At 64.2% G+C, this 23,837-nt stretch carries 22 protein-coding genes; 10 read left to right on the plus strand and 12 right to left on the minus strand.

All coding sequences use genetic code 11. From position 1 onward, the window contains the following. Positions 1-4: 4 nt before the first annotated feature. The 5 genes from QTL96_RS25870 to QTL96_RS25890 form a co-directional block, all read right to left on the minus strand. The gene (locus QTL96_RS25870; RefSeq protein ID WP_289729726.1) at positions 5-2,422 is read right to left on the minus strand and encodes a circularly permuted type 2 ATP-grasp protein; all 2,418 of its coding nucleotides are present in this window, start codon (positions 2,420-2,422) and stop codon (positions 5-7) included. A 20-nt stretch (positions 2,423-2,442) separates the two neighbouring features. Next, a complete protein-coding gene (locus QTL96_RS25875) occupies positions 2,443-5,763 on the minus strand; it encodes a transglutaminase family protein (RefSeq protein WP_289729727.1) in 3,321 nt (1,106 codons plus the stop codon). A 310-nt stretch (positions 5,764-6,073) separates the two neighbouring features. After that, the gene (locus QTL96_RS25880) at positions 6,074-7,453 is read right to left on the minus strand and encodes a sensor histidine kinase (protein WP_289729728.1); all 1,380 of its coding nucleotides are present in this window, start codon (positions 7,451-7,453) and stop codon (positions 6,074-6,076) included. Next, positions 7,450-8,148 (minus strand): response regulator transcription factor, encoded by a 699-nt coding sequence (locus tag QTL96_RS25885; protein WP_289729729.1) that lies wholly within the window; start codon positions 8,146-8,148, stop codon positions 7,450-7,452. The genes QTL96_RS25880 and QTL96_RS25885 overlap by 4 nt, the downstream gene beginning before the upstream one ends. Before the next feature lie 71 nt (positions 8,149-8,219). Further along, the gene (locus QTL96_RS25890) at positions 8,220-10,070 is read right to left on the minus strand and encodes an adenylate/guanylate cyclase domain-containing protein (RefSeq protein ID WP_289729730.1); all 1,851 of its coding nucleotides are present in this window, start codon (positions 10,068-10,070) and stop codon (positions 8,220-8,222) included. Between the two features lie 180 nt (positions 10,071-10,250). On the opposite strand from QTL96_RS25890, the gene QTL96_RS25895 reads away from it, so the two are divergent. Next, positions 10,251-11,318 carry an ABC transporter substrate-binding protein gene (locus QTL96_RS25895; RefSeq protein WP_289729731.1) on the plus strand — a complete coding sequence of 356 codons (1,068 nt, stop codon included), beginning with the start codon at positions 10,251-10,253 and terminating at the stop codon, positions 11,316-11,318. Between the two features lie 194 nt (positions 11,319-11,512). Next, positions 11,513-11,989 (plus strand): response regulator, encoded by a 477-nt coding sequence (locus tag QTL96_RS25900; RefSeq protein ID WP_289729732.1) that lies wholly within the window; start codon positions 11,513-11,515, stop codon positions 11,987-11,989. Between the two features lie 154 nt (positions 11,990-12,143). Here QTL96_RS25900 and QTL96_RS25905 read toward each other — a convergent pair whose 3' ends face one another. Continuing rightward, positions 12,144-12,344 carry a hypothetical protein gene (locus QTL96_RS25905; protein WP_112942864.1) on the minus strand — a complete coding sequence of 67 codons (201 nt, stop codon included), beginning with the start codon at positions 12,342-12,344 and terminating at the stop codon, positions 12,144-12,146. A 326-nt stretch (positions 12,345-12,670) separates the two neighbouring features. Between QTL96_RS25905 and QTL96_RS25910 the strand changes: the two genes are divergently transcribed. The 3 genes from QTL96_RS25910 to QTL96_RS25920 are packed head-to-tail and all read left to right on the plus strand — an operon-like array spanning position 12,671 to position 15,633. Beyond that, complete coding sequence (locus tag QTL96_RS25910) at positions 12,671-13,615, plus strand: tripartite tricarboxylate transporter substrate binding protein (RefSeq protein ID WP_113009768.1); 945 nt, start codon at positions 12,671-12,673, stop codon at positions 13,613-13,615. Then, positions 13,612-14,103 carry a tripartite tricarboxylate transporter TctB family protein gene (locus QTL96_RS25915; RefSeq protein WP_113009767.1) on the plus strand — a complete coding sequence of 164 codons (492 nt, stop codon included), beginning with the start codon at positions 13,612-13,614 and terminating at the stop codon, positions 14,101-14,103. The genes QTL96_RS25910 and QTL96_RS25915 overlap by 4 nt, the downstream gene beginning before the upstream one ends. A gap of 12 nt (positions 14,104-14,115) precedes the next feature. Next, positions 14,116-15,633, plus strand: coding sequence for a tripartite tricarboxylate transporter permease (locus QTL96_RS25920; protein WP_113009766.1), 1,518 nt, complete (start codon positions 14,116-14,118; stop codon positions 15,631-15,633). Positions 15,634-15,720: 87 nt separating this feature from the next. On the opposite strand, the gene QTL96_RS25925 is transcribed toward QTL96_RS25920, so the two are convergent. Next, positions 15,721-16,326: a dienelactone hydrolase family protein gene (locus tag QTL96_RS25925; RefSeq protein ID WP_289729733.1), complete on the minus strand. Its 606-nt coding sequence runs from the start codon at positions 16,324-16,326 to the stop codon at positions 15,721-15,723. Between the two features lie 422 nt (positions 16,327-16,748). Beyond that, positions 16,749-17,411, minus strand: a complete 663-nt coding sequence (locus QTL96_RS25930) for a LysE family translocator (protein ID WP_289729734.1) — start codon at positions 17,409-17,411, stop codon at positions 16,749-16,751. A 162-nt stretch (positions 17,412-17,573) separates the two neighbouring features. On the opposite strand from QTL96_RS25930, the gene QTL96_RS25935 reads away from it, so the two are divergent. After that, on the plus strand, positions 17,574-17,981 hold the full coding sequence (locus QTL96_RS25935) for a DUF1801 domain-containing protein (protein ID WP_289729735.1): 408 nt from the start codon (positions 17,574-17,576) through the stop codon (positions 17,979-17,981). Positions 17,982-18,279: 298 nt separating this feature from the next. Continuing rightward, entirely contained in the window at positions 18,280-18,447 is a 168-nt protein-coding gene (locus QTL96_RS25940) for a hypothetical protein (protein WP_289729736.1), read from the plus strand. 244 nt (positions 18,448-18,691) lie between these two features. Here the strand turns inward: QTL96_RS25940 and QTL96_RS25945 are convergent, their stop codons facing one another. Then, a complete protein-coding gene (locus QTL96_RS25945) occupies positions 18,692-19,807 on the minus strand; it encodes a DUF475 domain-containing protein (protein ID WP_018899784.1) in 1,116 nt (371 codons plus the stop codon). Between the two features lie 445 nt (positions 19,808-20,252). Here QTL96_RS25945 and QTL96_RS25950 point away from each other — a divergent pair, with 445 nt between their 5' ends. Further along, positions 20,253-20,498 carry a hypothetical protein gene (locus tag QTL96_RS25950; RefSeq protein ID WP_289729737.1) on the plus strand — a complete coding sequence of 82 codons (246 nt, stop codon included), beginning with the start codon at positions 20,253-20,255 and terminating at the stop codon, positions 20,496-20,498. A gap of 136 nt (positions 20,499-20,634) precedes the next feature. Here the strand turns inward: QTL96_RS25950 and QTL96_RS25955 are convergent, their stop codons facing one another. Continuing rightward, positions 20,635-21,198: a dual specificity protein phosphatase family protein gene (locus tag QTL96_RS25955; RefSeq protein WP_289729738.1), complete on the minus strand. Its 564-nt coding sequence runs from the start codon at positions 21,196-21,198 to the stop codon at positions 20,635-20,637. 292 nt (positions 21,199-21,490) lie between these two features. On the opposite strand from QTL96_RS25955, the gene QTL96_RS25960 reads away from it, so the two are divergent. Further along, complete coding sequence (locus QTL96_RS25960) at positions 21,491-22,240, plus strand: hypothetical protein (protein ID WP_289729739.1); 750 nt, start codon at positions 21,491-21,493, stop codon at positions 22,238-22,240. 13 nt (positions 22,241-22,253) lie between these two features. Here QTL96_RS25960 and QTL96_RS25965 read toward each other — a convergent pair whose 3' ends face one another. Next, a complete protein-coding gene (locus QTL96_RS25965; protein WP_018899780.1) occupies positions 22,254-22,733 on the minus strand; it encodes a hypothetical protein in 480 nt (159 codons plus the stop codon). 218 nt (positions 22,734-22,951) lie between these two features. Between QTL96_RS25965 and QTL96_RS25970 the strand changes: the two genes are divergently transcribed. Further along, entirely contained in the window at positions 22,952-23,287 is a 336-nt protein-coding gene (locus QTL96_RS25970; RefSeq protein ID WP_018899779.1) for a hypothetical protein, read from the plus strand. 146 nt (positions 23,288-23,433) lie between these two features. Here the strand turns inward: QTL96_RS25970 and QTL96_RS25975 are convergent, their stop codons facing one another. Beyond that, the gene (locus QTL96_RS25975; protein WP_112981566.1) at positions 23,434-23,799 is read right to left on the minus strand and encodes a hypothetical protein; all 366 of its coding nucleotides are present in this window, start codon (positions 23,797-23,799) and stop codon (positions 23,434-23,436) included. Positions 23,800-23,837: the final 38 nt, after the last annotated feature.

Here is a 23,837-nt window from a genome sequence, read left to right on the forward strand (position 1 = left end):
GTAATCACCCCAGATAGGTTTGCGCGAGGAGATCGGAGAGGTTCTCGAGCTCGCGTTCGAGGCTGCGATAGACGTCGTCGGTCATCGTCTCGGGCGTCATGACGGCGAGGCCGGAGCGCAGGCGCATGGATTCGCGGTAGAAGGGCGACATCTGGCCGTTGCTGAGCGCATTCGGCAGCTGCTCGACCTCGCGCAGGATCTCGTTCAGCTGGAATAGGATCGAGCGCGGGTTGAGCGGGTCGAGCGCCAGAAGGTCGGTGACGGTCAGCCGCGCCGTGTTGACGTTGTAGCGGCGGCGATGGGTCATGACGCTGTCGCCGATTTCGAGCAGCATGTCGAGCGCGCCATCGGGCGCTTCGGGGCCGGACATGTGGCCGAGCAGGCGGGTCATGTGCAGCGCGCGCTCGATATGGCGGCCGAGCGACAGGAAGCGCCAGCCGGTGAAGCGATACATGTTTTCATGCACGAGACCGGCGAAGCCCGCGAGCTTGCGCAACAGGATGGTCATCGCATGGCTGGCGTCGTCGCCCGGCGACACTGTCGCGTGGAAGCGGCGGGCGGTCTTGGCGAGATCGGTCAGCGCCAGCCAGCCATCCGGCGAGAAGCGGTCGCGAATGTTGCTTGCCGAATAGACGGCGCTGTCGATGTTGCGCAGCAGCGTGTCGGGCACCGCGTCCTCGGTGTCGATATCGACGGCGGCGAGATAGGCGCTGACATCGGCCAGCAGCGGCTGGCTCGGATCGGCGGCCTCGGCGAAGCGGGCGTGCCAGGCGCGCAGGATGCGCAGCGCCCCTTCGGCGCGCTCGATATAGCGGCCGAGCCAGAAGAGATTGTCGGCGGCGCGGCTGGGCAGGCTGCCCGGCATGTTGCGGGTGAAGCTCGCCTCGGTGGGGAGCAGCGTGTGGCGCTCGACGGGTTTGTCACTGACGATCCAGACATCGGCGGCCGCACCACCCGATTGCATCGCGATCGCCGCCACGTCGTCGCCGGCGCCGATGCGGGCGAAGCCGCCGGGCATGATCTGCCAGCCATTCTTTGTGCGGGCGGCGAAGACGCGCAGCGACATCGGCCGCGGCACCAGCTTGCCGTTCACCCAGCTTGGCGTGGTCGAGAGAGTCACGGCTTCCTGGCCGACGAGCTTGGGGCCATCGGTGTTCAGCCAGTCTCCGATGGAATCGCGGGCGGTGGCGCGCAGCGCCGAGCCGAGCACGGATTCGCCATTGTCGTCGAAGAAGGGCGCGCGCGAATAGGCCGGGCCGATGACCATCTTCTCGATGTTCTGGGCGACATGGTCGCGTTCGCTCTTCTGGCCGCACCACCAGGTGGCGATCGACGGCATCTTCAGCTCCTGGCCAAAGAGGCGGCGGCAGATGGTGGGCATGAAGGCGAGCAGCGCGCGCGTCTCGATGATGCCGCTTCCGAGCGCATTGACGATGGTGACGCTTTCGGCGCGCAGCGCTTCCACGAGACCCGGCGTGCCGATGTGCGAGGTCTGGTTGAGCTCGAGCGGATCGGCATAGGCGGAATCGAGGCGGCGCCAGAGCACGGTGATCGGCTTCAGGCCGGAGACGGTGCGCACCATCACCTTGCCGTTGACGACGGTCAGGTCCTCGCCCTCGAGCAGCATGAAGCCGAGATAGCGGGCAATATAGGCGTGTTCGTAATAAGTCTCGTTGGCGGGGCCGGGGGTCAAGACGGCGATGCGGTCGTCGCCGCTGTGCTTCATGCCCTGCAGCGCATCGCGGAATGCGCCGAAGAAGGAGGCGAGGCGGTGCACCGGGGTTTCGGCGTAGATATCGGAGAAGGCGCGGGTGGTGGCCACCCGGTTTTCCAGCGCGAAGCCGGCGCCTGATGGGGCCTGGGTGCGGTCTGCCAGAACCCACCAGTTGCCATCGGGGCCGCGGCCGACCTCAAAGGCGCAGAAATGCAGATAGTGGCCGCCGGCCGGCTTGACGCCGACGAGCGGGCGCTGGAACTCCGGATTGGAGGCGATCAGCGCCGGCGGCAGCACGCCATCCTCGACCAGCCTGTTGTCGCCATAGATATCGGCGACGATCGCTTCGAGCAGGTCGGCGCGCTGGACGAGGCCTTCCGACAGGCTCTCCCATTCGCGTTCGTCGATCAAAACGGGGATCGGCGAGAGCGGCCAGGAGCGCTCGGCGCTGCCGGTGCTGCCATAGGCGCGGTAGAAGACGCCGGCGTCGCGCAGATAGCGATCGGCGCGGGCGAAGCGCTCGGTCAGGTCCTTTTCCGGCATGCCGCTCAGATGCGCCATGAAGCGCTGCCAGACCGGGCGGATCGCGCCGTTCTGGTCGACCATCTCGTCAGCGACGCCAGGCGGCGGGCGATAGCCGAGCACCGCCTCGTTGCCGATGCGCTCGCTCTTCTGCTGCCGCAGCTCTCTTGCCGGTTTCTTGCCCATGAACCCCTAGTCTAATGCGTCTAAATGCCTGCCGGCCGTCTCAGATCCAGCGTCAGCGGGAACTCCGGCGATCCGGTCTCGATCGCGGGGATATAGCCGCCCGATGTATGCCCCCATGGCTCGAATCGCGCCAGACGCCTGGCTTCGGCTTCGTTACCATTCACCGGGAAGGTGTCATAGTTACGCCCGCCCGGATGGGCAACATGATAGATGCAGCCGCCGATCGAACGCTTCGACCATGTATCATAAATGTCGAAGGTGAGCGGCGTGTTGACCGGCAGCAGCGGGTGCAATCCCGACGCCGGCTGCCATGCCTTGAAGCGAACGCCGGCGACCGAGACGCCGGCAGTGCCCGTCGGCGTCAGCGGCACGGTGCGGCCGTTGCAGGTGACGGTGTAGCGGGAAGAATTGCTGGTCTCGAGCCTGACCTGCAGACGCTCGACGGAGCTGTCGACATAGCGCACGGTGCCGCCGATCGCGCCTTCCTCGCCCATGACGTTCCAGGGCTCCAGCGCCTGCCGCAACTCCAGCTTCGAGCCCTCGTATTCGACCTCGCCGCAGAAGGGGAAACGGAATTCGAGCTGCGCCTTGAACCATTCCGGGCTGAGGTCGAAGCCGTTCTGCTTGAGATCGGCAAGCACGTCCTGGAAATCGGCCCACACGAAGTGCGGCAGCATGAAGCGGTCGTGCAGCGTGGTGCCCCAGCGCACGAAACGGCCATCGGCGGGGTTCTGCCAGAAACGGGCGATGAGGGCGCGCACCAGAAGCTGCTGGGCGAGCGACATGCGCGCATTCGGCGGCATTTCGAAACCGCGGAACTCGACGAGACCGAGGCGGCCGGTCGGGCCGTCGGGCGAAAACAGCTTGTCGATGCAGATTTCGGCGCGGTGGGTGTTGCCGGTGACGTCGATCAGCAGGTTGCGGAACAGGCGGTCGGTGATCCAGGGCAGGGGCGTGACGCCCTTGCCGGGCGCGGGGATCTGGGCGAGCGCCGTTTCCAGCTCGTAGAGGCTGTCGTGGCGGGCCTCGTCGATGCGCGGCGCCTGGCTGGTCGGGCCGATGAACATGCCCGAGAACATGTAGGAGAGCGAGGGATGGCGCTGCCAGTGCAGCACCAGGCTCTTCAGCAGGTCGGGACGGCGGAGAAACGGGCTGTCGCCGGGATTGGCGCCGCCGACCACCACATGGTTGCCGCCGCCGGTGCCGGTGTGGCGGCCGTCGATCATGAACTTGTCGGCGCCGAGCCGCGACTGGCGGGCCTCCTCGTAGACGACGCTGGTGATCGCCACGCAGTCCTGCCAGTTGGAGGCCGGGTGGATGTTGACCTCGATGACGCCGGGGTCGGGGGCGACGCGGATGACGTTGATGCGCTCGTCCTGCGGTGGCGAGTAACCCTCGATATGGACGGGCAGGCCGAGTTCGGCGGCGGCGTTTTCGGCAGCCGCGATCAGCTCGAGATAATCCTCGATGCGCTCGACCGGCGGCATGAAGACGCAAAGGCGGCCGTCGCGCGGCTCCACCGAGATCGCGGTGCGCACGGCGCCGCCGATCTCGCCCAGCGTCTGCTCGACGCGGCTCTGGCCGACCTCTTCGCTGTGGCGCGAGGCTTCCGGCATGGCGCGGCCCGAGGGCACGAAGACATCGGGCAGCGGCCTGCGGGGAATGGATGGGTCGGCGGGGTGGATATAGGGGAAGCGGGCGGGCGGTACGTAGGGCAGCGTGCCGAGCGGCAGGCGGTAGCCGACGGGGCTGTCGCCGGGCACAAGGAAGATCTTGCCGCGCCGCGTCTTCCACCGCTCGCTCATCCAGCGCTGGCCGGATGCCTGGGCGTTCCAGGCCTGGACGGGGAGGATGTAGCCGGTCGGCGTCGTCAGGCCGCGCTCGAAGACGCGGGCGATGCGGTTGCGCTCTTCCGGGTCCTTCAGCTTGGAATTGGAGGGATCGACATTGTCGGGCAGGCTGCCTTCCTTGAGGATCCATTCGGCCGGGTCCTCGTAGGCCGGCAGCACCATGTCGGTGTCGATCGCCAGTTCGCGAGCGATGGCGCCGAGGAGGTTGGCGGCGTCGCCGGCCGCGACGCCGGTGTCCTTGCCTTCGCCGGCGATGAGCTCGGGATTGCGCCAGATCGGCTTGCCGTCCTTGCGCCAATAGAGCGAGAAGGTCCAGCGCGGCAGGCTTTCGCCGGGATACCACTTGCCCTGGCCGTAATGCAGGAAGCCGCCGGGGGCGAAGCGCTCGCGCAGCTTGCGGATCAGGATATCGGCCTTTTCGCGCTTGGTCGGGCCGACGGCCTCGGTGTTCCATTCGGCGGATTCGAAATCGTCGATCGAGACGAAGGTCGGCTCGCCACCCATGGTAAGGCGGACGTCTTCGGCCTGCAGAATGCTGTCGACCTTGGCGCCGAGCGCGTTGAGTTCGTCCCAGCTGTCGTCGGAAAACGGCTTGGTGATGCGCGGATGCTCGGCGACGCGCGTGACCTTCATGTCGAAGGCGAATTCGGTGTTGGCGTGGCCGTAGAGCGCGCCGGAGATCGGGGCGGCGTTGCTATAGTGCGGCGTGGCGGCAAGGGGGATGTGGCTTTCGCCGGTCAACAGGCCCGAGGTCGGATCGAGCCCGATCCAGCCGGCGCCGGGGATATAGACTTCCGCCCAGGCATGCAGATCGGTGAAATCGACCTCGGTGCCGGAGGGGCCGTCGAGCGCCTTCAGATCGGGTGTGAGCTGGATGAGATAGCCGGAAACGAAGCGGGCGGCGAAGCCCAGATTGCGGAGGATTTCGACCAGGAGCCAGCTACTGTCGCGGCACGAGCCGAGCGCCAGCTTCAGCGTCTCCTCCGGCGACTGCACGCCGGGCTCCATGCGGATGACGTATTCGACGTCGTTCTTCAGCCGGGCATTGAGGCCTACGATGAAATCGGTGGTCCGCATCGGCGTGCGGTCGATGCCCGAGAGATAGGCTGCCAGCGCAGGCTCCACCGGCTGCGGCTGCATGTAGATCTTCAGATCGTCCCTGATCTCCTCGGGATAGGAGAAGGGCCAGATTTCGGCGCTCTCCTCGATGAAGAAATCGAAGGGGTTGTAAACTGTCATGTCGGCGACGAGATCGACCTCGATCTTGAACTCGGTTACCGGGTCGGGGAAGACGTAGCGGGCCAGATAATTGCCGTAGGGATCCTGCTGCAGGTTCACGAAATGGTTCGCCGGCGACACCTTCAGCGAATGGCTGATCACCCGCGTCTTGGAATGCGACGCAGGCTTGAGGCGGATGATCTGTGGCCCGAGGCGGACCGGCTTGTCGTATTTGTAATGCGTCAGGTGATAGATGCTGGCTTTGATCGACATGGACTGCCTTATCCGCGGCCGTATCGTTGTACGGCATTTGCTGTTCCCAGGTGCAGTGTGTGCAATGCAGCGAGAGAATGCAAGGTAGGGATGGGTGGTTCAAGGTGAGTGGTGTGGGTGGGGCTGGATTGTGTGCTGTTTTACCGCGTGGCCCCCTCATCCGACCCTTCGGGCCACCTTCTCCCCGCAGGGGAGAAGGGGAGGTTGGCGCGAGCGGCCGGCCACGAGTCCCTTCTACCCAACGGGGAGAAGGTGCCGGCAGGCGGATGAGGGGGCTCCGGGCTCCGCCGAAATTTAACTCGCATAAAGCCTACAGCCGCCCAAACCTCACCGTCGCCCTGAGCCCCCTGCCACCAATCCCCGCCTCCAGTGCCAGCGTCGCACCAAACAACCCGCAAATCTCCTCGACGATCGGCAAGCCCAATCCAGCGCCGGGGGCGCCGGATTGGTCGGCGCGGGAGAAGCGGCGGCGGACGGCGGCGAGCTGGTCGGGCGGGATGCCGGGGCCGTTGTCTTCGACTTCGAGCAGTACGGCATCGTCGAGACCACGGATGCGGACGGTGACTTCGGCGCCGTGGCCGGCGTAGGCGATGGCGTTGCCTGTAAGGTTGCGCAGGAGTTCGCCGATCAGGAGCGGTTCGGCGCGGATCATCTCTTGTTTGTCGCCCTCGAAGCCGAGATCGATGCCGGCGGCCGATGCTGTCGGGATGAGTTCGCCGGTGATTTCCTGGGCGATGGCGGTGAGGTCGATCGCGGTTGCCGTCAGCGCCTCGCGCGAGGTGGCGGCGTCGATCTTCGCCATCAGGAGCAGCTGGGCGAGCACGCGTTCGGCATGGGCGACGGCCTGGTCGCCCTTCAGCGCGACTGCCTGGGCATCGGCGAGCGAGGTGGCGCGGGCGGAAAGCGCCAGCTGTGTGCGGATGATGGCGAGCGGGGTGCGCAGCTGGTGGCTGGCGTTGCCGGTGAAGTTGCGCAGCGCGTCCAGCGCCTGCTCGAGCCGGATCATGAAGCCGTTGACGGTATCGACCAGCGGCTGGACTTCGCTGGGGACGGATTGCTCGATCGGGTGCAGGTCGTCGGGGCTGCGTTCGCCGATAGCGTCGCGCAGCTTGTAGAGCGGGCGCAGCGCCACCGTGACCGAGATCCAGACGATGATGGCGGCGCCGAGGATCATCACCGAGAGGCGCAGCGCCGAGCGCAGCAGGATGGCGCGGGCGAGCTGGCGGCGGGCGATGGTGGTTTCGGCGACGGTGACGGTGAAGGGGACCGAGCGAATGCCCGTCGAGGCCGAGCGGTTGAGGGTGGCGACGCGGATCGGTTCGTTGCGGAAGCGGTCGTCGGCGAAGGCGGCACCGTCGCCCTTGGTGTCCTTGATGACGGGGAGAGCCTGGTAGCCGGTGATGAAGTCGCCCGGCGGGCCGTCGACGCGGTAGAAGACGCGGTCCTGCGCCGCCGATGTCAGCATTTCCAGCGCCACATAGGGGATGTCGACCTGCAGAGAGCCGTCCTCTGCGACCACGACGCGCTCGGCGATCGCCAGCGCCGAACCGGCGAGAACGCGGTCGGAGACAATGTTGGAGGTCTGCACGGCCTCGCGATAGGTGTCGGCCAGCGCCACGATGCCGATGACGGCGGTGGAGATCAGCAGCCAGAAGAGGAGGCGACGGCGGAGCGAATAGGCCGACGTCATGGCGCCTCGGGGGCGGTCGTATCGGGCTCGGGCAGCTTGTCGAGGTAGTAGCCGATCCCCCGTGCGGTCTTCACCGTCAGCCCATGTGGGGCGAGACGCTTTCTGAGGCGGCTGACATATTGCTCGATGGCGTTGGCGGAGATGTCGTCGTCGAAGGCGGTGAGCGACTGGATGATCGCTTCCTTGGCGACCACCTTGCCGGCGCGCATGAAGAGGATTTCGAGCAGGCCGAGCTCGCGGGCGGGGATATCGAGCGGTGTGCCGCCGGAAAAGAAGGCGCGGGAATTCAGATCAAGCGACAGGCCGCCGAAGCTGACGGTCGCCGAATGCAGGCCGGCCTGGCGGCGCAGGAGGACGCGCACGCGGGCCTCGAATTCGGAGATGTCGAAGGGCTTGATCAGGTAGTCGTCGGCACCGAGGTCGAGGCCCTTGACACGCTCCTCAGGGGTGCCGCGTGCGGTGAGGATGAGGACGGCAGCCTGGTTCTGGCGGGCGCGCATGGCGCGCAGCACGTCGAGGCCGTCCATCTCGGGCAGGTTGAGATCGAGCACCACGAGGTCGAAGCTCTCGGCCGCCGTTACCGCATTGGCGGATGCGCCGTCATGGACGACATCGACGGCATGGCCGGTGCCGCGCAGAATGGCCGACAGCCCGTCAGCCAGCGCGATATTGTCCTCCACCAGTAGAATGCGCACGGATGTTCCCTTGATTTTTGCCGGAGACTACAGGGCGGCGCGGCGGATGTCACGGTGCGGCGTTTACGGCTTCACTGCTGCGCGATCGCCGCCATCAGCTCGATGAAGCGCGGGTCGGAGCGGATGTTGTCGAGGTCTGAATCGTTTTCGAACCAGCCGATCTGGTAGGAGGAGCTGTTGGGCAGCAATTGCTGCATGTGTTCGACGGCGCGGTCGGTTTCTCCGAGCAAGGCGTGGACGCAGACGGCGTTGTAGCGGGTGATGACGTCGTGCGGGTCCATGGCGAGCGCGCGGTTGATCCAGGAGATGGCGCGCCTGGTGTCGCCGATCTGCGCGTAGGCAAGCGCCGCGCGGTGGACGGGGGCGGAGTTGCCGGGGTTCTGCTCGGCGGCGCGCTCGGCGCGAACAGCCCCTTCGGCCGCCCATTTGCGGCCATCCTCGGGAAGTCCGAGTGAGCGGAAGGCGGCGGCGAGCAGGACCGGGGAGACGTAGTCATCGCCGTAGAGGCTGGCGGAACGCTCGAAATAGATGATCGCATCCTCGAACTGGCCGCGCTTGAACAGGCGGTGGGCGAAGTGGAAATTGGCCTCGAAGAGATTGGGATCGAGCGCCAGCGCCCGGGCGAAATAGATGTCGGCTTCTGCGTCACGGGCGGCGTGATGGAGCGCGATGGCGCGGGCGGCGTGGGCTTCGGCGAGATCGGGGTCGAGCGCCAACGCCTTGGCGGTCATCTCGAGGATCTCGTCGATCGGCAGTTCGGCGGCGTACCAGATGTAAAGGGCGCTGTCGCAATCGGCGATGCCGGCATAGGCGCGGGCATAGTTCGGGTCGAGCTCGACCGCCTTGTAGAACATGCGCCTGGCCATGATCAGATAGGACATGGTCATGGTGCGGGCGAACTTGCGGCCGCGCAGATAGTAGGTGTAGGCCTCGACATTGGTGGTGGGGTCGCTCTCGATGGCGCGCACTTCCTCCGGGCGCATCTTGACCTTCAGCTGGCCGACGATCGCGTGGGCGATCTCGTCCTGTATGGCGAAGATGTCGGTGAGGTCGCGGTCGTAGCGGTCGGCCCAGAGGTGGTCCTCGTTGCAGGCGTCGATCATCTGGGCGCTGATGCGCACGCGGCCGCCGGATGTGCGCACGCTGCCCTGCAGCACATAGCGAACCGAGAGCTCGCAGGCGATCTGGCCGATCTTCATGGCCCGGCCCTTGTAGGCGAAGGTGGTGTTGCGCGGGGTGACCAGCAGGCCCGAGATCTTCGACAGGTCGGTAATGATGTCTTCCGTCAGGCCGTCGGAAAAATACTCCTGATCCGGGTCGCCGCTCATGTTTGTGAAGGGGAGCACGACGATCGAGCGCGTGCCGGCGATGGGTGTTTCGGACGCCACGCCGGTGCTCTGATCGGGAAGATCGACGAGCACGGCGTAGACGTGGACCTTCTGCTCGATGTTCTTCAGCGTCTGACGGCCGCGATCCTCGAAGCGCAGGTCGAGGCGGGCGCCGACATGGTCGCGGACCGAGGAGGAGACGGCGATGCCGCCGGGGTCCGCCACGGCCTCAAGACGAGCGGCGACATTGACGCCGTCGCCGAAGATATCGCCTCCCTCGACGATGACATCGCCGAGATTGACGCCGATGCGAAAGCGGATGCGGCGTTCCTCGGGCACCTCGGCATTGCCGAGTGCTACGCCGCGCTGGATTTCGACGGCGCAGGCGACCGCGTTGACGACGCTGCCGAATTCCACCAGCAGGCCATCGCCGAGAAGCTTCACCACCCGGCCGCCATATTCGAGGATCGCCGGCTCGATCAGCTCGACGCGGTGACGGTTGAAGGCCTTCAGCGTGCCTGTTTCGTCGATGCCCATCAGCCTGGAATAACCGACGACATCGGCGGCGAGGATGGCTGTCAGTCGTCGCTCCAATGCGGCCTCCGCGTGATAGGGCAACTGGGTCGCGGGAAGTCTAACGTCTTTGGTGCTGCTTGTCGCGCGCGACGGCTACGCCTTTGGACGGGGATTGAGCATGTGCAGCATCGCGCGCCGCTGGATGGCGCGGGTGGGTGCTCCCTTGTGCCTGATAGCGCAGTCATGCATTCTCAGCGCATGAGGAGACTGCCACTATTTGCGTTGATGTTGCTCTGTCCGGGCTTGGCCCTGGCGGAGCCGATCTTCTATCCGGCTGTGTCGGGCAATGCCGCCGCACCCGTGCTCGTCGTTTATTCCTCGCTCGACGAGCCGCTGGCGCAGCCGATGATCCGCGGATTTCAGGAGGCAAACCCCGACGTTGCCGTCACCTACGAGGACATGCTGACCGGGGAGATCTACGATCGCATCGTGCAGGAGACGGACGCGGGGAAGCCGACGGCGGATTTCGCCTTTTCGTCGGCGATGGACCTGCAGGCAAAGCTTTCCAACGACGGCTATGCGCAGCCGAGCAACCTGCCAATGAGCGGGATCTGGCCGAAATGGGCGAACTGGCGCAACACCGCCTATGCGCTGACCTTCGAGCCGGCCGTCTTCGTCTATCACAAGCCGAGCTTCGTCAACGAACAGCCGCCGAGTTCGCGCGCCGAGTTCGTCGATTATCTGAAGCGCAAGGGCGATGCGGTGCATGGGCGGATCGGCACCTATGATATCGAGCGCTCCGGCGTTGGCTTCCTGTTCATGGCGCGCGACCAGGAGCAGTTCGGCGATATCTGGTCGGTCATCGGCGCCATGGGGGCGGCGGGGGTGAAGCTTTATTCGACGAGCTCGGCGATCCTGGAGCGGGTGTCGGACGGGCGCTTCGTGCTTGGCTACAATATTCTCGGCTCCTACGCGGCGGATTGGGCCAAGCGCCATCCAGAGGTCGGCATCGTGCTGCCGAAGGACTATACGGTCGTCATGTCCCGGATCGGGCTGGTGCCGCAGGCGGCGGCCAATCCGGAGCTCGGGCGGCGCTATCTTTCCTTCTTCATGTCGAAGGAGGGGCAGACGATCATGGCGCGCGAGCTGCAGATCCCCGCCGTCAGCCCTGAGGTGACCGGCGAAAACACCGCCAACACCATGCAGGCGCTGCTCGGCGCGCAGCTGAGGCCCGTGCCTGTCAGCCCCGGCCTGATGGTCTATCTCGACCAGGTGAAGCGGGCGCGGCTGATCGCGCATTGGAACGAGGTGCTGCGCACGCAATAGATGCTAGCTAAGCGTCAGATAAGCGCTGGGCGTGTTGTTTTGGTGCATTTGTATCGGATGGGTTGCATAAGTATATTTTCGCCCGATTTCATCGGTTTTGCCGGGAAATGCGGTATTTGTATTGAACATTTAAAGCCCAAAATTGGTATGGCGCGGCTACTATTCTTTTAACCCTCAGGCTCCATATTAGGAAATTGGAAAGGTCGGGAACCAATCGCGTCGTCACGCGTTTTCGAGTTTCAGGCTGGCATGCATTCCAGGGATATGGGCAGTACCGCATGAATATTCTTATTGTCGAAGACGAATTGTTGATCGCGCTCGATCTCGAATCCATCGTCGAGGATCTCGGTCACACCGTCATCGGCCCGGCCCGAACGCTGGACGAAGCACTGGAGCTTGCCGAGCAGGCAGAAGTGGCGCTTGTGGATGTTCAGCTCGCCGATGGCGTGACCGGCCCTGCGATCGCCGAGCGTCTTTCCAGCGAACATGGCGTGACCGTCGTCTTCGTTACCGGCAATCCCGAGATGGTGCGCAACAACCGCAGCGCCGTAGGAGTGGTCTCCAAGCCGCATTGGCCTGAGAAGGTATCGGAAGCGCTGGATTATGCGGCGGCGATCCGTTTTGGCAAATCGCTGATCTCGCCGCGTTTTCTGATGCCGCTGGCATCGTAAACCGCAGGGCGGTTCTCTAAATTCTCATTTGTCTGATTTGAAAGTAGGTCAGCTTCGGCGTCGTGTGATGCCGTATTGGCGGGCCGCTCGACAGCGTGCCCGCAGTGTTCACCGGGGATGGGTGTTTTGACCTATTCGCGCTACGCTCCGCCAGTCAGCGGAAGCGGCATGGGCGCTGGGCGTTCGAGAGCAGTTCCTGCTTCGTCGCGAAGGAGCCGAACAGCTTGAAAAGGCGCTGCTCTTCTTCCTTTTCCAGCCGGTGACGGCGCGAAAAATCGGCGACGCTCCAGACTTCCCGCAAGCGGTCATTCTGGCGGTCGTCATTGATCTGGTTGATGTCGATGTGCGTGCTCATGGCGCAAATTCCCCTATTACTTTCGTCTAACGTCGAAGGGCGACAAGGGTTCCCTGCACGCACGAGAAATCCGCTGTTTCTGGCGCAAATTCGAATTGCGGCAAAAAAGTGTCCATCCTGACTGGATAAGCGCGGGGTGTCAGCTAAATGACAGCTTGTTGTGGTCCCTTTTGACGAACTTCAACTCCGTGGAGGCGGATAGGGGAAGTTTCGGGAGGAGTTTAGCCAGATATTTCGGATGCGTTTTCGCGTCCGTGTGCGCTGTCCTTCCCGATCCGATCGAGAACAACGCGCGGTGATCCACCGCGCTCATGGAGGACAGTCTCTTGAAGCATATTTTCCTGACCAGCATTTTCGCGGCGGCAATCGCGCTGCCAGCCTATGCCGCCGATTACACGATCATGGCGCCTGCCGCTCCCGGCGGTGGCTGGGACCAGACGGCGCGTTCGCTGCAGACCGTGATGCAGAAGGAAGGCATCTCGGGCAACGTTCAGGTGATGAACGTTCCGGGCGCCGGCGGCACCATCGGTCTTGCGCAGTTCACCGGCCAGAACAACGGCAACCCGAACGCCCTGATCGTCGGCGGCTATGTCATGGTCGGCGCGATCCTGACCAACCAGTCGCCGGTAACGCTGAAGGACGTGACCCCGATCGCACGCCTGACGGGCGAATACGAGGCGATCGTCGTGCCCACGTCCTCCGACATCAAGACGATGGGCGATCTGGTCACCAAGCTGAAGGCTGATCCGGGTTCCGTTTCCTGGGGTGGCGGCTCTGCCGGCGGCACCGACCACATCGCGGTCGGCCTGATCGCCAAGGCTGCGGGCGTCGATCCGACGAAGATCAACTATGTTGCCTTCTCCGGCGGCGGCGAAGCGCTGGCGGCTATCCTCGGCGGCCAGGTGACGGCGGGTGTCTCCGGCTATGGCGAGTTCGAATCGCAGGTGAAGTCGGGCCAGCTGCGCCTGCTCGCGGTCTCCGGCGACGAGCGCATCGAAGGCGTGGACGCGCCGACGCTGAAGGAAGCCGGCATCGATGTCAGCCTGCAGAACTGGCGCATGGTCGCAGCCGCTCCCGGCCTGACGCCGGAACAGACCGCTGCCGTGACCGCCGATTTCGACAAGCTTTCGAAGTCCGCCAGCTGGCAGGAACTGCTGAAGACCAAGGGCTGGGCCGACACCTATCTCGCCGGCGACGCCTTCAAGGCGCAGCTCGACAAGGATGTCTCGGCGACTGAAACGATCCTCAAAGACATCGGACTTGTTCAATGAGCATGGGTAACCAACCCGTGGCAGAAAAGCGCCGCCCCGATTGGGCGGCGCTGGTCATCGCCATCTGTCTCTTCGCCGTTGCCGCCGTCATGCTGTGGGACGCCTCGCATATGCGCGTCATCGCCCAATATGACCGCATTGGCCCGGCAACCGCCCCCAAGGTCGTCGCCTTCGGGCTGATCGGGCTCGGGATCTGGACCGTCTTCGAAGCCATTCGCGGCGAGTTTCCCGAGCGCGAGCGCCAGGAAATCGCGCCCGTCGTCTGGGTCGTCGCCGGCCTTGCGGCGCAGATGCTGCTTTTGAAGACCGCCGGTTTCTCGATCGCGACCGGGCTCATGTTCGCCTTCACCGCGCGCGGCTTCGGTCAGCGCAAGCTGTGGTACTCGATCCCTTTCGGCATCGTCTTCAGCTTCATCGTCTGGGCGATCTTCTCGCAGCTCCTGAAGCTCACGCTGCCCGCCGGGCCGCTCGAGCGACTGTTCTTCTAGGATCTTGATGCGATGAATACCTTCGAATTCCTGTTCCAGGGCATCCTGGTCGCCATGCAGCCGATGAACCTGCTCTACGCGTTCATCGGCGTGACGCTGGGTACCGCCGTCGGCGTTCTACCGGGTATCGGCCCGGCGCTGACCGTGGCGCTTCTGTTGCCTGTGACTTACCAACTCGATCCGGCGGGATCGCTGATCATGTTTGCCGGTATCTATTACGGCGGCATGTATGGCGGCTCGACCACCTCTATCCTGCTCAACACGCCGGGCGAAAGCGCCTCGATCGTGACCGCGCTCGAGGGCAACAAGATGGCGCGCGCCGGGCGCGGCGGACCGGCGCTGGCCACAGCCGCGATCGGCTCGTTCGTCGCCGGCCTGATCGCCACGCTCGGGCTCGCCTTCATCGCCCCCTATATCGTCAAGCTGGCGCTGGTGTTCGGCCCGCGCGAATATTTCGCGCTGATGGTGCTCGCCTTCGTTACCGTGTCGTCGGCCTTCGGGGATTCGGCACTGCGCGGTCTTACCTCGCTGTTCATCGGTTTCGCGCTCGCCATGGTCGGTATCGACCAGCAGACGGGGCAGGCGCGGCTCTCGTTTGGCGTCCCCGACCTGCTCGATGGCGTCGAGGTGACGACGCTTGCGGTCGCGATGTTTGCGATCGGCGAGACGCTCTATATCGCAGCCCAGGGCAACTCCATCGAGGAGAAGGTCGAGGCGGTGAAGGGCTCGCTTTGGATGACGGCGGAGGATTGGGGCCGCTCGTGGAAGGCGTGGCTGCGCGGCACCGCGATCGGCTTCCCGATCGGCGCGATGCCGGCCGGCGGCGCCGAGATCGGCACCTTCCTCTCCTACGCCACCGAAAAGAAGCTGGCGAAGAACCCGGAGGAATTCGGCCACGGCGCCATCGAGGGCGTCGCCGGACCGGAGGCCGCCAACAATGCATCCGCCGCCGGTACGCTGGTGCCGCTCCTGACGCTCGGCCTGCCGACAACGGCGACAGCGGCGATCATGCTGGCCGGCTTCCAGCAATACGGCCTGCAGCCGGGGCCGCTGCTGTTTGCCAACAATCCGCAGCTCGTCTGGGGCCTGATCGCCAGCCTGCTGATCGCCAACGCCATGCTGCTCGTCTTGAACCTGCCGATGATCGGGCTTTGGGTGCGCCTGCTGACCATTCCGAAGCCCTGGCTTTACGCCGGCATCCTGCTCTTCGCGACGCTTGGCACCATCGGCGCCAATCCTTCCGTGTTCGAACTCGGCATGCTGCTTGGCTTCGGCGTGCTCGGCTACATCATGCGGCTGTTCGGCTATCCGATCGCGCCGGCCGTGGTGGGCCTGATCCTCGGGCCGCTTGCCGAACAGCAGCTGCGCCGGGCGCTCGCCATCAGCCAGGGGGATGTGACGACGCTGGTCATGTCGCCGATCGCGGCCGGGCTTCTGATCGTCGCGGCCGCCGCTTTCATCATCCCGCTGATCCTGCGTCTGCGCGGGCGCGGGCAGGTGCTGTCACAGCTGGCGGCCAACGAAGACTGAGACTTCCGCACAGGATCAAGAAAAAGACTGCCCAAACCCCATTATCTTTCACGGCCGGCGATGGACACATCCGCCGGCCGTTTCTTTTTACGGCAGGCCGTCGCCGGCGCCGTTGACGTGTCGGAGGAAATCGAGGACCCGGCGGGTGAGCACTTCGGCGGCGTCGGAATCCCAGGAGGGGAGCGAGCTGTCGGCGAAATAGTGCTGGTCGCCCGGGTAGAGGAAGAGGCTCGCGTCCTTCACATGCTCCAGGATCTCGCGGGCGGCATCGATATCGCCCTCGCGCATGAAGATCGGATCGGCATCCATGGCATGGATCTGCACCGGCACGCCCTCCGGCCAAGGCCCGAAGGACCACTCGCCCGAGATCGGCAGGCAGGCGTGAAACAGAAGCGCGCCGCGCGCGCCGGGCCGCGTCTGCGCCAGCTGCTGCGCCGGCACGACGCCAAAGGAAAAGCCGGCATAGACAAGCTCGGCCGGCAGGTCATCGGCCACCCTGACGCCGCGCTCGCGCAGCGCGTCAAAGCCGGTGGCCTGGATATAAGCCATGCCCTCGTCGATGCTGGCGAAGACATGGCCATCGAAGAGATCGGGCGTGTGGACGACATGGCCGGCATCGCGCAGGTGATCGGCGAAGATATGGATGCCCGGCGTCAGCCCCTGGGCGTGGTGAAAGAGCAGGACTTCGGCCATGGGTTACCTCCGGGAGGGGTAGGTATGGCGGGGGCGGGGGAAGTCCATGGGGAGATGTTTCGTCGCCGCCAGAGCCAACGGCAAGGTTATCTAGAAATATGCCGGAGCAAAAAATCCGGGTGGCGCGTCAGGTGGATCGACCAACTTGCTTTTGAAGCAAGCGGTATGCGCAAACCAAGCCTGCCAGTTGCCATCGGCGGTTTCAGCGGTCAGGCGGAGTGGGTCGGGAGACGTGGGCTCAATGCCCCTGCCGCAAAGGCAACAGGGACCCCATTCGACCTGCTGTTCGTTTCCCGACATTCGGTTTCCTTATCGGCCCGGCGGAATGGCTCATCACTCGTAGGCTTTGATCGCGACTTAGAGTTTTATGCCATAGTCGCTGTTTTCTTGTTACCAACAGGCGCCAAGGCGGCAGGGTGACCTCACCGCGCTGCCGAGGGCATCGGCGAAGGGCTGCCTGACAGGAGAAGGCGGATGCCGAGGCCGACCATCACGATGCCGGTGAAGCGTTCCTGCCATGCCAGGAGCTTCGGCCAGCGGTTCAGGAATTTGCCGACCGAGCCCGAGGCAAGGGCGACGCCGCCGAGCGAGAACACGCCGATCAGCTTCTGGATCGAGCCGAGGACGAGGAGTTGCAGCCAGACCGGGCCTGCTTCGGGATCGACAAAGAGCGGCAGGAAGGTGAACATGAAGAGCAGGGACTTGGGGTTGGTCAGGCTGTTGATGGCGCCTTCGCGCACGGCTCTCCAGCCGGATACGGGCCTGGCCCTTGGCGCGCCCGTCGCGTGGTTCTTGAAGCTGCCCCAGATCATCCTGACGCCGAGATAGAGAAGATAGATCGCGCCTGCCCATTGCAGGATCTGCAGGGCGGCGGGATAGGCGGCCAAAAGCGACGCCAGCCCCAGAACCAGAAGGGCAACCTGGATCGTGCCCGCCACGAAGATATTGCCGACGACCGTCAGCACCGCCACCTTGCGCCCCTGTCCGACACCGCGCGCGATGATCAGCATCATGTCGGGCCCAGGCGTGATCTCCAGCACCGCGAGGGCGGCGAGGAAGGTGAGGAATGTCGAGGCGTCTGGCATCGGGCGTGGTCCATGATTGGTTGGTCGCTCTTAGCATTGTGGCGGGCGTGCGGCTATCGGGATGTCGGCTCGGTTGGGCGTGAGGCGGGGTGGATTTGCGGGCGGGGGCGGACATTTCCACTTGCTGTTGCTAAAGTCGGGGAAGCAACCAGGGAGGAATTGATGAGCGCGCCCAAGCTTTTGTCCGGCGGCAATCCGCAGATACCGAAGGGGGAGGGGGATGCCCCGGTTCAGGCATATATCGCGGCGATGCCGGGGTGGAAGAGTGCTGTGGGGAAGGCACTCGATGAGCTGATAACCGGGCTCATTCCCGATCTGCACAAGGCCGTGAAGTGGAACACGCCGCTCTATGGCGCCGCGGCAGGCGGCTGGTTCCTGGCGTTTCACTGCTTCGATCGATACATCAAGGTGACGTTCTTCAAGGGCGCATCGCTTAATCCGCTGCCGCCTGTCGGGTCAAAGCAGGAGGGGGTGCGGTATGTGCATCTGCATGAAGACGAGCGGTTCGATGCGGCCTTGCTGAAGGGGTGGATATTGCAGGCGGCGGCGTTGCCGGGGGAGGTGATGTGAGGTTGGTGTGCTGAGTTATTGTTGGGGCAACCTTTGCGCCCGGAGCCCCCTCATCCGCCCTTCGGGCACCTTCTCCCCGCTGGGGAGAAGGGAAAAGCGGCACCCTCCGCGCTATCTTCCCCTCTCCCCTCGGGGAGAGGGTAGGGTGAGGGGGCCACGTGCCTGGACCTAGCTTTAGCGGTTACCGACGCCCACCCCGCCCATTCCCGCATGGCTGGGTTGAAATCCCGGCGGTTGTGGTTCCCGCCTCGCGCGCCCATATGTGAGCAGTCAATCATATGCTAGAGAAAGAAAGACAATGTCCTTCCGTCAGTCCATTCGTGATGGCTTCCTTGGCCGCGCCTTTGCGATGATCGGTGCCGCGAATGCCGCCAGCGCCGCCGCCCAATCCGGCCGCCGTCCACGCGAGCGCGATCTCAACAAGCTCGGGATCGATCCGAGCCTGTTCGGCCGTATCAATCACTAAGCTTGCAAGATAGAAGCGGCCGTTGGTCGCTTGATATGAAACAGCCCGCAACCTCTCGGTCGCGGGCTTTGTTTTTATTGGGGATTGGGACGAACAGCCGCCACGTTCTCCTCCTCATCCTCGCCGTCGTGGCGGGAAAAGAGTCCCTTAGCGTCGCGGACGCGACGCTGCTGGATCCCGGCACAAGGCCGGGATGAGGGGTGAGGACGAGGTGGCCGCTTGCCAATCGTCAGGAGCGCTCGGCTCAGGTCTGCGCCTGAACCTGCTGTTCCTTCTGCGCATGCGTTTCGCCATGCGCCTGCTCTTCGGCCTGTTCCTTCCTGTTGTAGCGGATGGAGGACCAGAGCGAGATGCCGATCAGGGTGGCGCCGCCCAGCCCCGTGATGACTTCGGGGATGTGATACAGCGTCTGCACATACATGATCACCGAGAGGATCAGGATAGCGTAGAAGGCGCCGTGCTCGAGATAGCGGTATTCGGCAAGCGTTCCCTTTTCCACCAGCATGATCGTCATGGAGCGCACATACATGGCGCCGATGCCGAGGCCGATGGCGATGACGAAGAGGTTCTGCGTCAGCGCGAAGGCGCCGATGACGCCGTCGAAGGAGAAGCTGGCATCCAGCACCTCGAGATAGATGAAGGCGCCAAGGCCACCCTTGGCGGCGGCGCTCATCGTCTTTTGCGAGGCATCGAGCAGGCCGCCGACTACCTCGACCGCGAGGAAGGTCAGAAGACCATAGATGGCGCTATGCACGAAGGTGCTGGCTTCCGCTTCCGGCAGGAAGGAGGAGAAGACCAGGATGAGGGCCAGCACGAAAGCGATCTCGATGCCCTTGATGGTGGCCGAGCGGGCCATCATGCGTTCGAGGCCCGCGATCCAGTGCACCTCCTTCTCATGGTTGAAGAAGTAGTTGAGGCCGACCATCATCAGGAAGGTGCCGCCGAAGGCTGCGATCGGCAGATGCGCGTCGTTCATGATGCGGGCATATTCGGCAGGCTCGCGGGCGGCGAGAACAAGCGCTTCCCATGGGCCGATCTGGGCCGCGATGGCGACGATCGCCAGCGGGAAGACGATGCGCATGCCGAAGACGGCAATGACGATGCCCCAGGTCAGAAAGCGATGCTGCCACTCCGGCGTCATCTCCTTCAGCTTGTTGGCGTTGACGATGGCGTTGTCGAAGGAGAGCGAGATTTCGAGTACGGCAAGCACCGTACAAATGAAGAAGACGGTCGCCATGCCGCCTATGGTGCCGGTCGTCTGCCAGCCGAGGGCCGCGCCGAGCGCGAGGCCGACGGCGGTGACGATGAAGGACCAGGTGAAGTAGCTGAGTGTCGATTTCGTCTTGGTGGGGGTGCTCATGAGCGAACCTCCCCACTGATCGCGGTGTTCAAGGGCGTGGATACGCAAAGAGAATGCGACATACCACAACGGGCATGCGCATGAGGCATGGTGTGCTTTTTCATCGAATGAAAATCCGCCGGCTTATCTGCAGGCGGTACCGACATCACGAGAGCGCCGTAAAAACTCTCGCCAGAGGGGCCCGGCACCAGGTTGCCCGTCGGCCGATGTCTGAGGCCGCGGGATGTTCACAGAGATAGTCAAGTTCGCGGCTCAGTCAAGATCGGGCTGGAGCGCGTGATCGCTTTTCTCGGGAACCATCCGGCTCTCCGGTCGTTTGGTCTTCAGTTGCCCGACAGATGTGTCGCCGATGGGCCGCCGACTTCGGTCGCCGCGCGCTTGGTGTGCGGTCGGGAAACCGAGCCAGTGTAAAGCGAAGAGTGTAACGAGAAGGGAGAGGACGACCATGCCGACCCATAGCCACGTTCCAGACACCCATATTCCCGACAAGCGCACGCAGGCGGCCGACCGCATGAAACGGGCAAAGCCGAACCGGATGAAGACCGCCCAGGTGATGCCGCCGCATCAGGTGGACCTGACGCTGACGCCGGGCATTCACCATGACATTCATGTGCCTGCGCATGTGACGGGCGGAGATTTGTCGCGCGAGGGGCCGATCACGAGTGACGACAAGGGCTCCGACAAGAACTGAACTCCAGCCGATAGCGAGAGAGATAGATGACCGTAAATACCGTGCCCGTTGACCTGACCATGAAGCATGAGAGCGAATGGCGGGCGATAAGGGGGATTGCCGTGCGCGGCGCCGAAGGCGCCACACTCGGTGCGCGTCAAAACCCGATCGTTTCCTCGAAGGCGTCCCAGGAGCGGGTGAGTTCGTAGCGGCCGATGCCGGGGAGAGCGAAGTGGCCGAAATAGGGGCTGAGCTGGAATTCTGCGAAGGTCTCGCTGAGCTTGCCGACGGCGCCGACATAGATCGCCGACGCCAGGCCCGTGCGGTTGGCGCCGTGTTCGCAGTGGATGAGGAGCGGCTTTGGCGCGTCGGCCATCAGCTTGGCGAGGCGCTCGGCCTCGGGGATCGGCAATAGCTTCGACGAGGACATCGGGAAATCGATGAGGGTGATGCCGGCCTTCTGAGCGGCGGCCGCCTCATTGTGGTACCAGTCGGTACGCTCCTCGTCGCGCAGGTTGACGATGGTCTTGATGCCGTAGGTATCGGCATAGGTGGCGATGTCGGAGCCGCTCGGCTGGGCTGAGCGGTAGAGTTCGCCGGGGATGACTTCATGGAAATTTCCGGTGAGCTGGCCGATGCCGGCATGACCGAGGACCAGGAGCACCGCACCTAGCGCGAGGCCTGCGGGCCACTTCAGAAATCTCAGATATTTACGCGTCATGCCTTTACTTCTTCTCAGCAGCCTTCATCGCTGTCGTATCGTCGTCATCGCAGGGGCGGGCCTCAAATAGGGAGCGGGGCTAACAGATGCCAGCGTTTTCGGCCACCAGCCTCTTCAATCAAACGTGAGCGGAGGCTGTAGCGGGCAAATGGCGCGATGATGTGGCGGCGGGGGCAAGCGAAACGCGCAGGTGAAATTTGCTGGGCGAAACTAGCCGGGAGCAAATGGCGCTTGCCAACCTTTCGGAAAGGATTGCGCGGCGATAATCGGCCATCACGGGAATCGGGACGCCATGGCCAAGACAGCGACACGCCGCAAGACATCGACACGCTCGCGGGCGGGAGCGAGGAAGAGCGGAGGCGGCAGCCCGCTTCCCTGGGTGGTCGTGGGTGCGCTCGCCTTTGGCGGCATAGCCGTCTACGACAACTGGAAGAGCGTGAAGCCGATGCTCGCCTCGCATGCGCCTTCGGCTTCGCGGCCGGTCAGCGTGGCGAAGAATACGCGCGAGCGCGATGCGGTGCGTGACGCCATCAAGGATACGAGTCGGGATACGGGACCGAGGCAGACGGCGTCGATCGCGCCGGTCTCGAAGATCATTCCTCCGGCGGCCGTGCCGATCCCGTCGTCCAAGGGGCCTGTCGCGGAAAAGGCGGAGCCGGCGTCCATCTCGCCAGTCTCCATTTCACCGGCGCAGACGCAATCCGCCAAGGCTGCCTTCGGCTATTGCGGGCAGGGCGAGCATATCAACTGCGTCGCGGACGGCAGCACCTTCTGGTACAAGGGCGAGAAGATCGTCATCGCCGATATCGTCAGCCCCGGCATCGACAATGCGCGCTGCGACGGAGAGCGCAAGGCGGGCTTCGCGGCCAAGCTCCGGCTGCTCAACCTTCTGAATGCCGGATCGTTCTCGATGAACGCCGCCGGGCAGCCCGACAAGGGGGCCGCACCCCGGGTTATCTCGCGCGACGGTCGCTCGATCGGCGCGCAGCTGGTGGACGAAGGCTTGGCGCGCAAGCCCGGCAAGGGCGCCTGGTGCGCCTGAGGCTCGTCTAGGCTTACTTCTGCTTCGGTGCCTTGCCGTTGGTCTTGAAGACCGCGGAGAAGGCCGTGTCGGTGCTCTTGGCGCTGCATTCGATCGCGACCGGCTTGCCGTCATAGGGGTTGCCGAGCGTGCAGCTTCCCGAGACCTTGACCTGGCCGGTCATCTTCTGGCCGGCGCCCGTCACCACCATATCGAGCGGCAGCGTGACATTGCCCGCCGATGCCGGCTTGATCTTTGTGCCGTCGCCCTGGAAGCCGAGCATCTTGCCTTCTGCGGAAAAGATGAAGGTGACCTGACCGTTGACCAGCGTGACGCTGGCGATCTCGTTCTGGCAGGGCTTGGAGACATCGACCTTGCCGACGACGAGCTTGCTGCATCGGCCGGCCAGCGTCAGCGCGCCGGGGGCGCCTGGGAAGTTCTGCTGTGCCGTGCCCGCTGCCTGCGCGATTGATGCCGACAGAAGTGCGCCGGCGGTCAGGATTACCAGTTTCATTTCAATACCTCGTCATGCCTAAAGCGTGTCGCCACAGCACCGAGGCCATGACATTCTACTGTGTTCGAAATTGGTCAGCACGCTAGACTTTCAATGTCATGGCACACAACTTCGCAGCCCAAGAAAAGCCACCAGAAATGGCTGCCGAAACCACTTTTACATATGCTCATCCGATAATAAGACCGTCGCGCCCCGTGTGGGGCGTTTTGAGGGGAAACATGAGAAACATCACGCTGTCGGCGGTCTCCGCCATCGCATTTCTGGCATTTGCAGGCGTCTCTCACGCGGAAGACCTGGTCTTCACGCTGAAGAACGGCACCAACTCGGTGCTCACCAATTTCTACACCTCGCCCGTTGGCGTCAACGAGTGGGAAGACGACGTCTTCGGCAAGCAGGTGCTGAACCCGGGCGAGAGCATGGACATCACCATCGGCGACGGCCGCGATGTCTGCAAATACGACATGAAGTTCGAGTTCGAGGAAGGCTCCAACCTCGACACGACCACCGACACGCAGAACCTCTGCGAAATGGGCTCCTATACGATCCACGAATAAGCGTTCGCGCGGTTCGCTCGACATGAAGAGGTCCGGCCGAAACGCCGGGCCTCTTTTTGTTTCAGCGCCTGCATTGCGCGATGCCCGACAGCAAAACGCCCCGGAGACCGGGGCGGTGGTTGCTGCTGCCTGTCAGGCCGGCATGCTTAGCGGCAGACGCGGATGCTTTCCAGGTGGTAGCCGCCGTCATAGGCGTTCTGCACCTGGCGGTCCTCGAACCAGCAACGCGGCGGGGGCGGCGGTGGCGGGTCGATATAGCGCGGGCCGGAATTGCCGTTGGCAATCGCGCCGCCGATCAGGCCGCCGATGACGCCAGCCGCAAGACCACCGGCGATGACAGCGCCATCATTGTGATGGCGGCGGCGCGGGGGCGGCGGGGGTGGCGGCTGGTCGCGGTAACCATAGCCCGGCGGGCGACGGTCGTAATACTGCGCCATTGCCGGCGCGGTGGTCGCCAGGACGCTGCTGAACGTGGTTGCGGCAACCACGGCGTACAGAGCCATCTTCTTCATTCGCATGCGTCTCCGTTAAGATCGAGAGGCTCGATAGC

It is taken from the genome of Rhizobium sp. S163 (assembly GCF_030380805.1).
GTDB lineage: Bacteria > Pseudomonadota > Alphaproteobacteria > Rhizobiales > Rhizobiaceae > Rhizobium.

What these genes read in the sequence shown, in the direction of transcription:
- QTL96_RS25870 (WP_289729726.1), bottom strand. Translation starts at nt 2,422, where the DNA reads ATGGGCAAGAAACCGGCAAGAGAGCTGCGGCAGCAGAAGAGCGAGCGC.
- QTL96_RS25875 (WP_289729727.1), bottom strand. Translation starts at nt 5,763, where the DNA reads ATGTCGATCAAAGCCAGCATCTATCACCTGACGCATTACAAATACGAC.
- QTL96_RS25880 (WP_289729728.1), bottom strand. Translation starts at nt 7,453, where the DNA reads ATGACGTCGGCCTATTCGCTCCGCCGTCGCCTCCTCTTCTGGCTGCTG.
- QTL96_RS25895 (WP_289729731.1), top strand. Translation starts at nt 10,251, where the DNA reads ATGAGGAGACTGCCACTATTTGCGTTGATGTTGCTCTGTCCGGGCTTG.
- QTL96_RS25905 (WP_112942864.1), bottom strand. Translation starts at nt 12,344, where the DNA reads ATGAGCACGCACATCGACATCAACCAGATCAATGACGACCGCCAGAAT.
- QTL96_RS25915 (WP_113009767.1), top strand. Translation starts at nt 13,612, where the DNA reads ATGAGCATGGGTAACCAACCCGTGGCAGAAAAGCGCCGCCCCGATTGG.
- QTL96_RS25920 (WP_113009766.1), top strand. Translation starts at nt 14,116, where the DNA reads ATGAATACCTTCGAATTCCTGTTCCAGGGCATCCTGGTCGCCATGCAG.
- QTL96_RS25925 (WP_289729733.1), bottom strand. Translation starts at nt 16,326, where the DNA reads ATGGCCGAAGTCCTGCTCTTTCACCACGCCCAGGGGCTGACGCCGGGC.
- QTL96_RS25930 (WP_289729734.1), bottom strand. Translation starts at nt 17,411, where the DNA reads ATGCCAGACGCCTCGACATTCCTCACCTTCCTCGCCGCCCTCGCGGTG.
- QTL96_RS25935 (WP_289729735.1), top strand. Translation starts at nt 17,574, where the DNA reads ATGAGCGCGCCCAAGCTTTTGTCCGGCGGCAATCCGCAGATACCGAAG.
- QTL96_RS25940 (WP_289729736.1), top strand. Translation starts at nt 18,280, where the DNA reads ATGTCCTTCCGTCAGTCCATTCGTGATGGCTTCCTTGGCCGCGCCTTT.
- QTL96_RS25945 (WP_018899784.1), bottom strand. Translation starts at nt 19,807, where the DNA reads ATGAGCACCCCCACCAAGACGAAATCGACACTCAGCTACTTCACCTGG.
- QTL96_RS25950 (WP_289729737.1), top strand. Translation starts at nt 20,253, where the DNA reads ATGCCGACCCATAGCCACGTTCCAGACACCCATATTCCCGACAAGCGC.
- QTL96_RS25955 (WP_289729738.1), bottom strand. Translation starts at nt 21,198, where the DNA reads ATGACGCGTAAATATCTGAGATTTCTGAAGTGGCCCGCAGGCCTCGCG.
- QTL96_RS25960 (WP_289729739.1), top strand. Translation starts at nt 21,491, where the DNA reads ATGGCCAAGACAGCGACACGCCGCAAGACATCGACACGCTCGCGGGCG.
- QTL96_RS25965 (WP_018899780.1), bottom strand. Translation starts at nt 22,733, where the DNA reads ATGAAACTGGTAATCCTGACCGCCGGCGCACTTCTGTCGGCATCAATC.
- QTL96_RS25970 (WP_018899779.1), top strand. Translation starts at nt 22,952, where the DNA reads ATGAGAAACATCACGCTGTCGGCGGTCTCCGCCATCGCATTTCTGGCA.
- QTL96_RS25975 (WP_112981566.1), bottom strand. Translation starts at nt 23,799, where the DNA reads ATGAAGAAGATGGCTCTGTACGCCGTGGTTGCCGCAACCACGTTCAGC.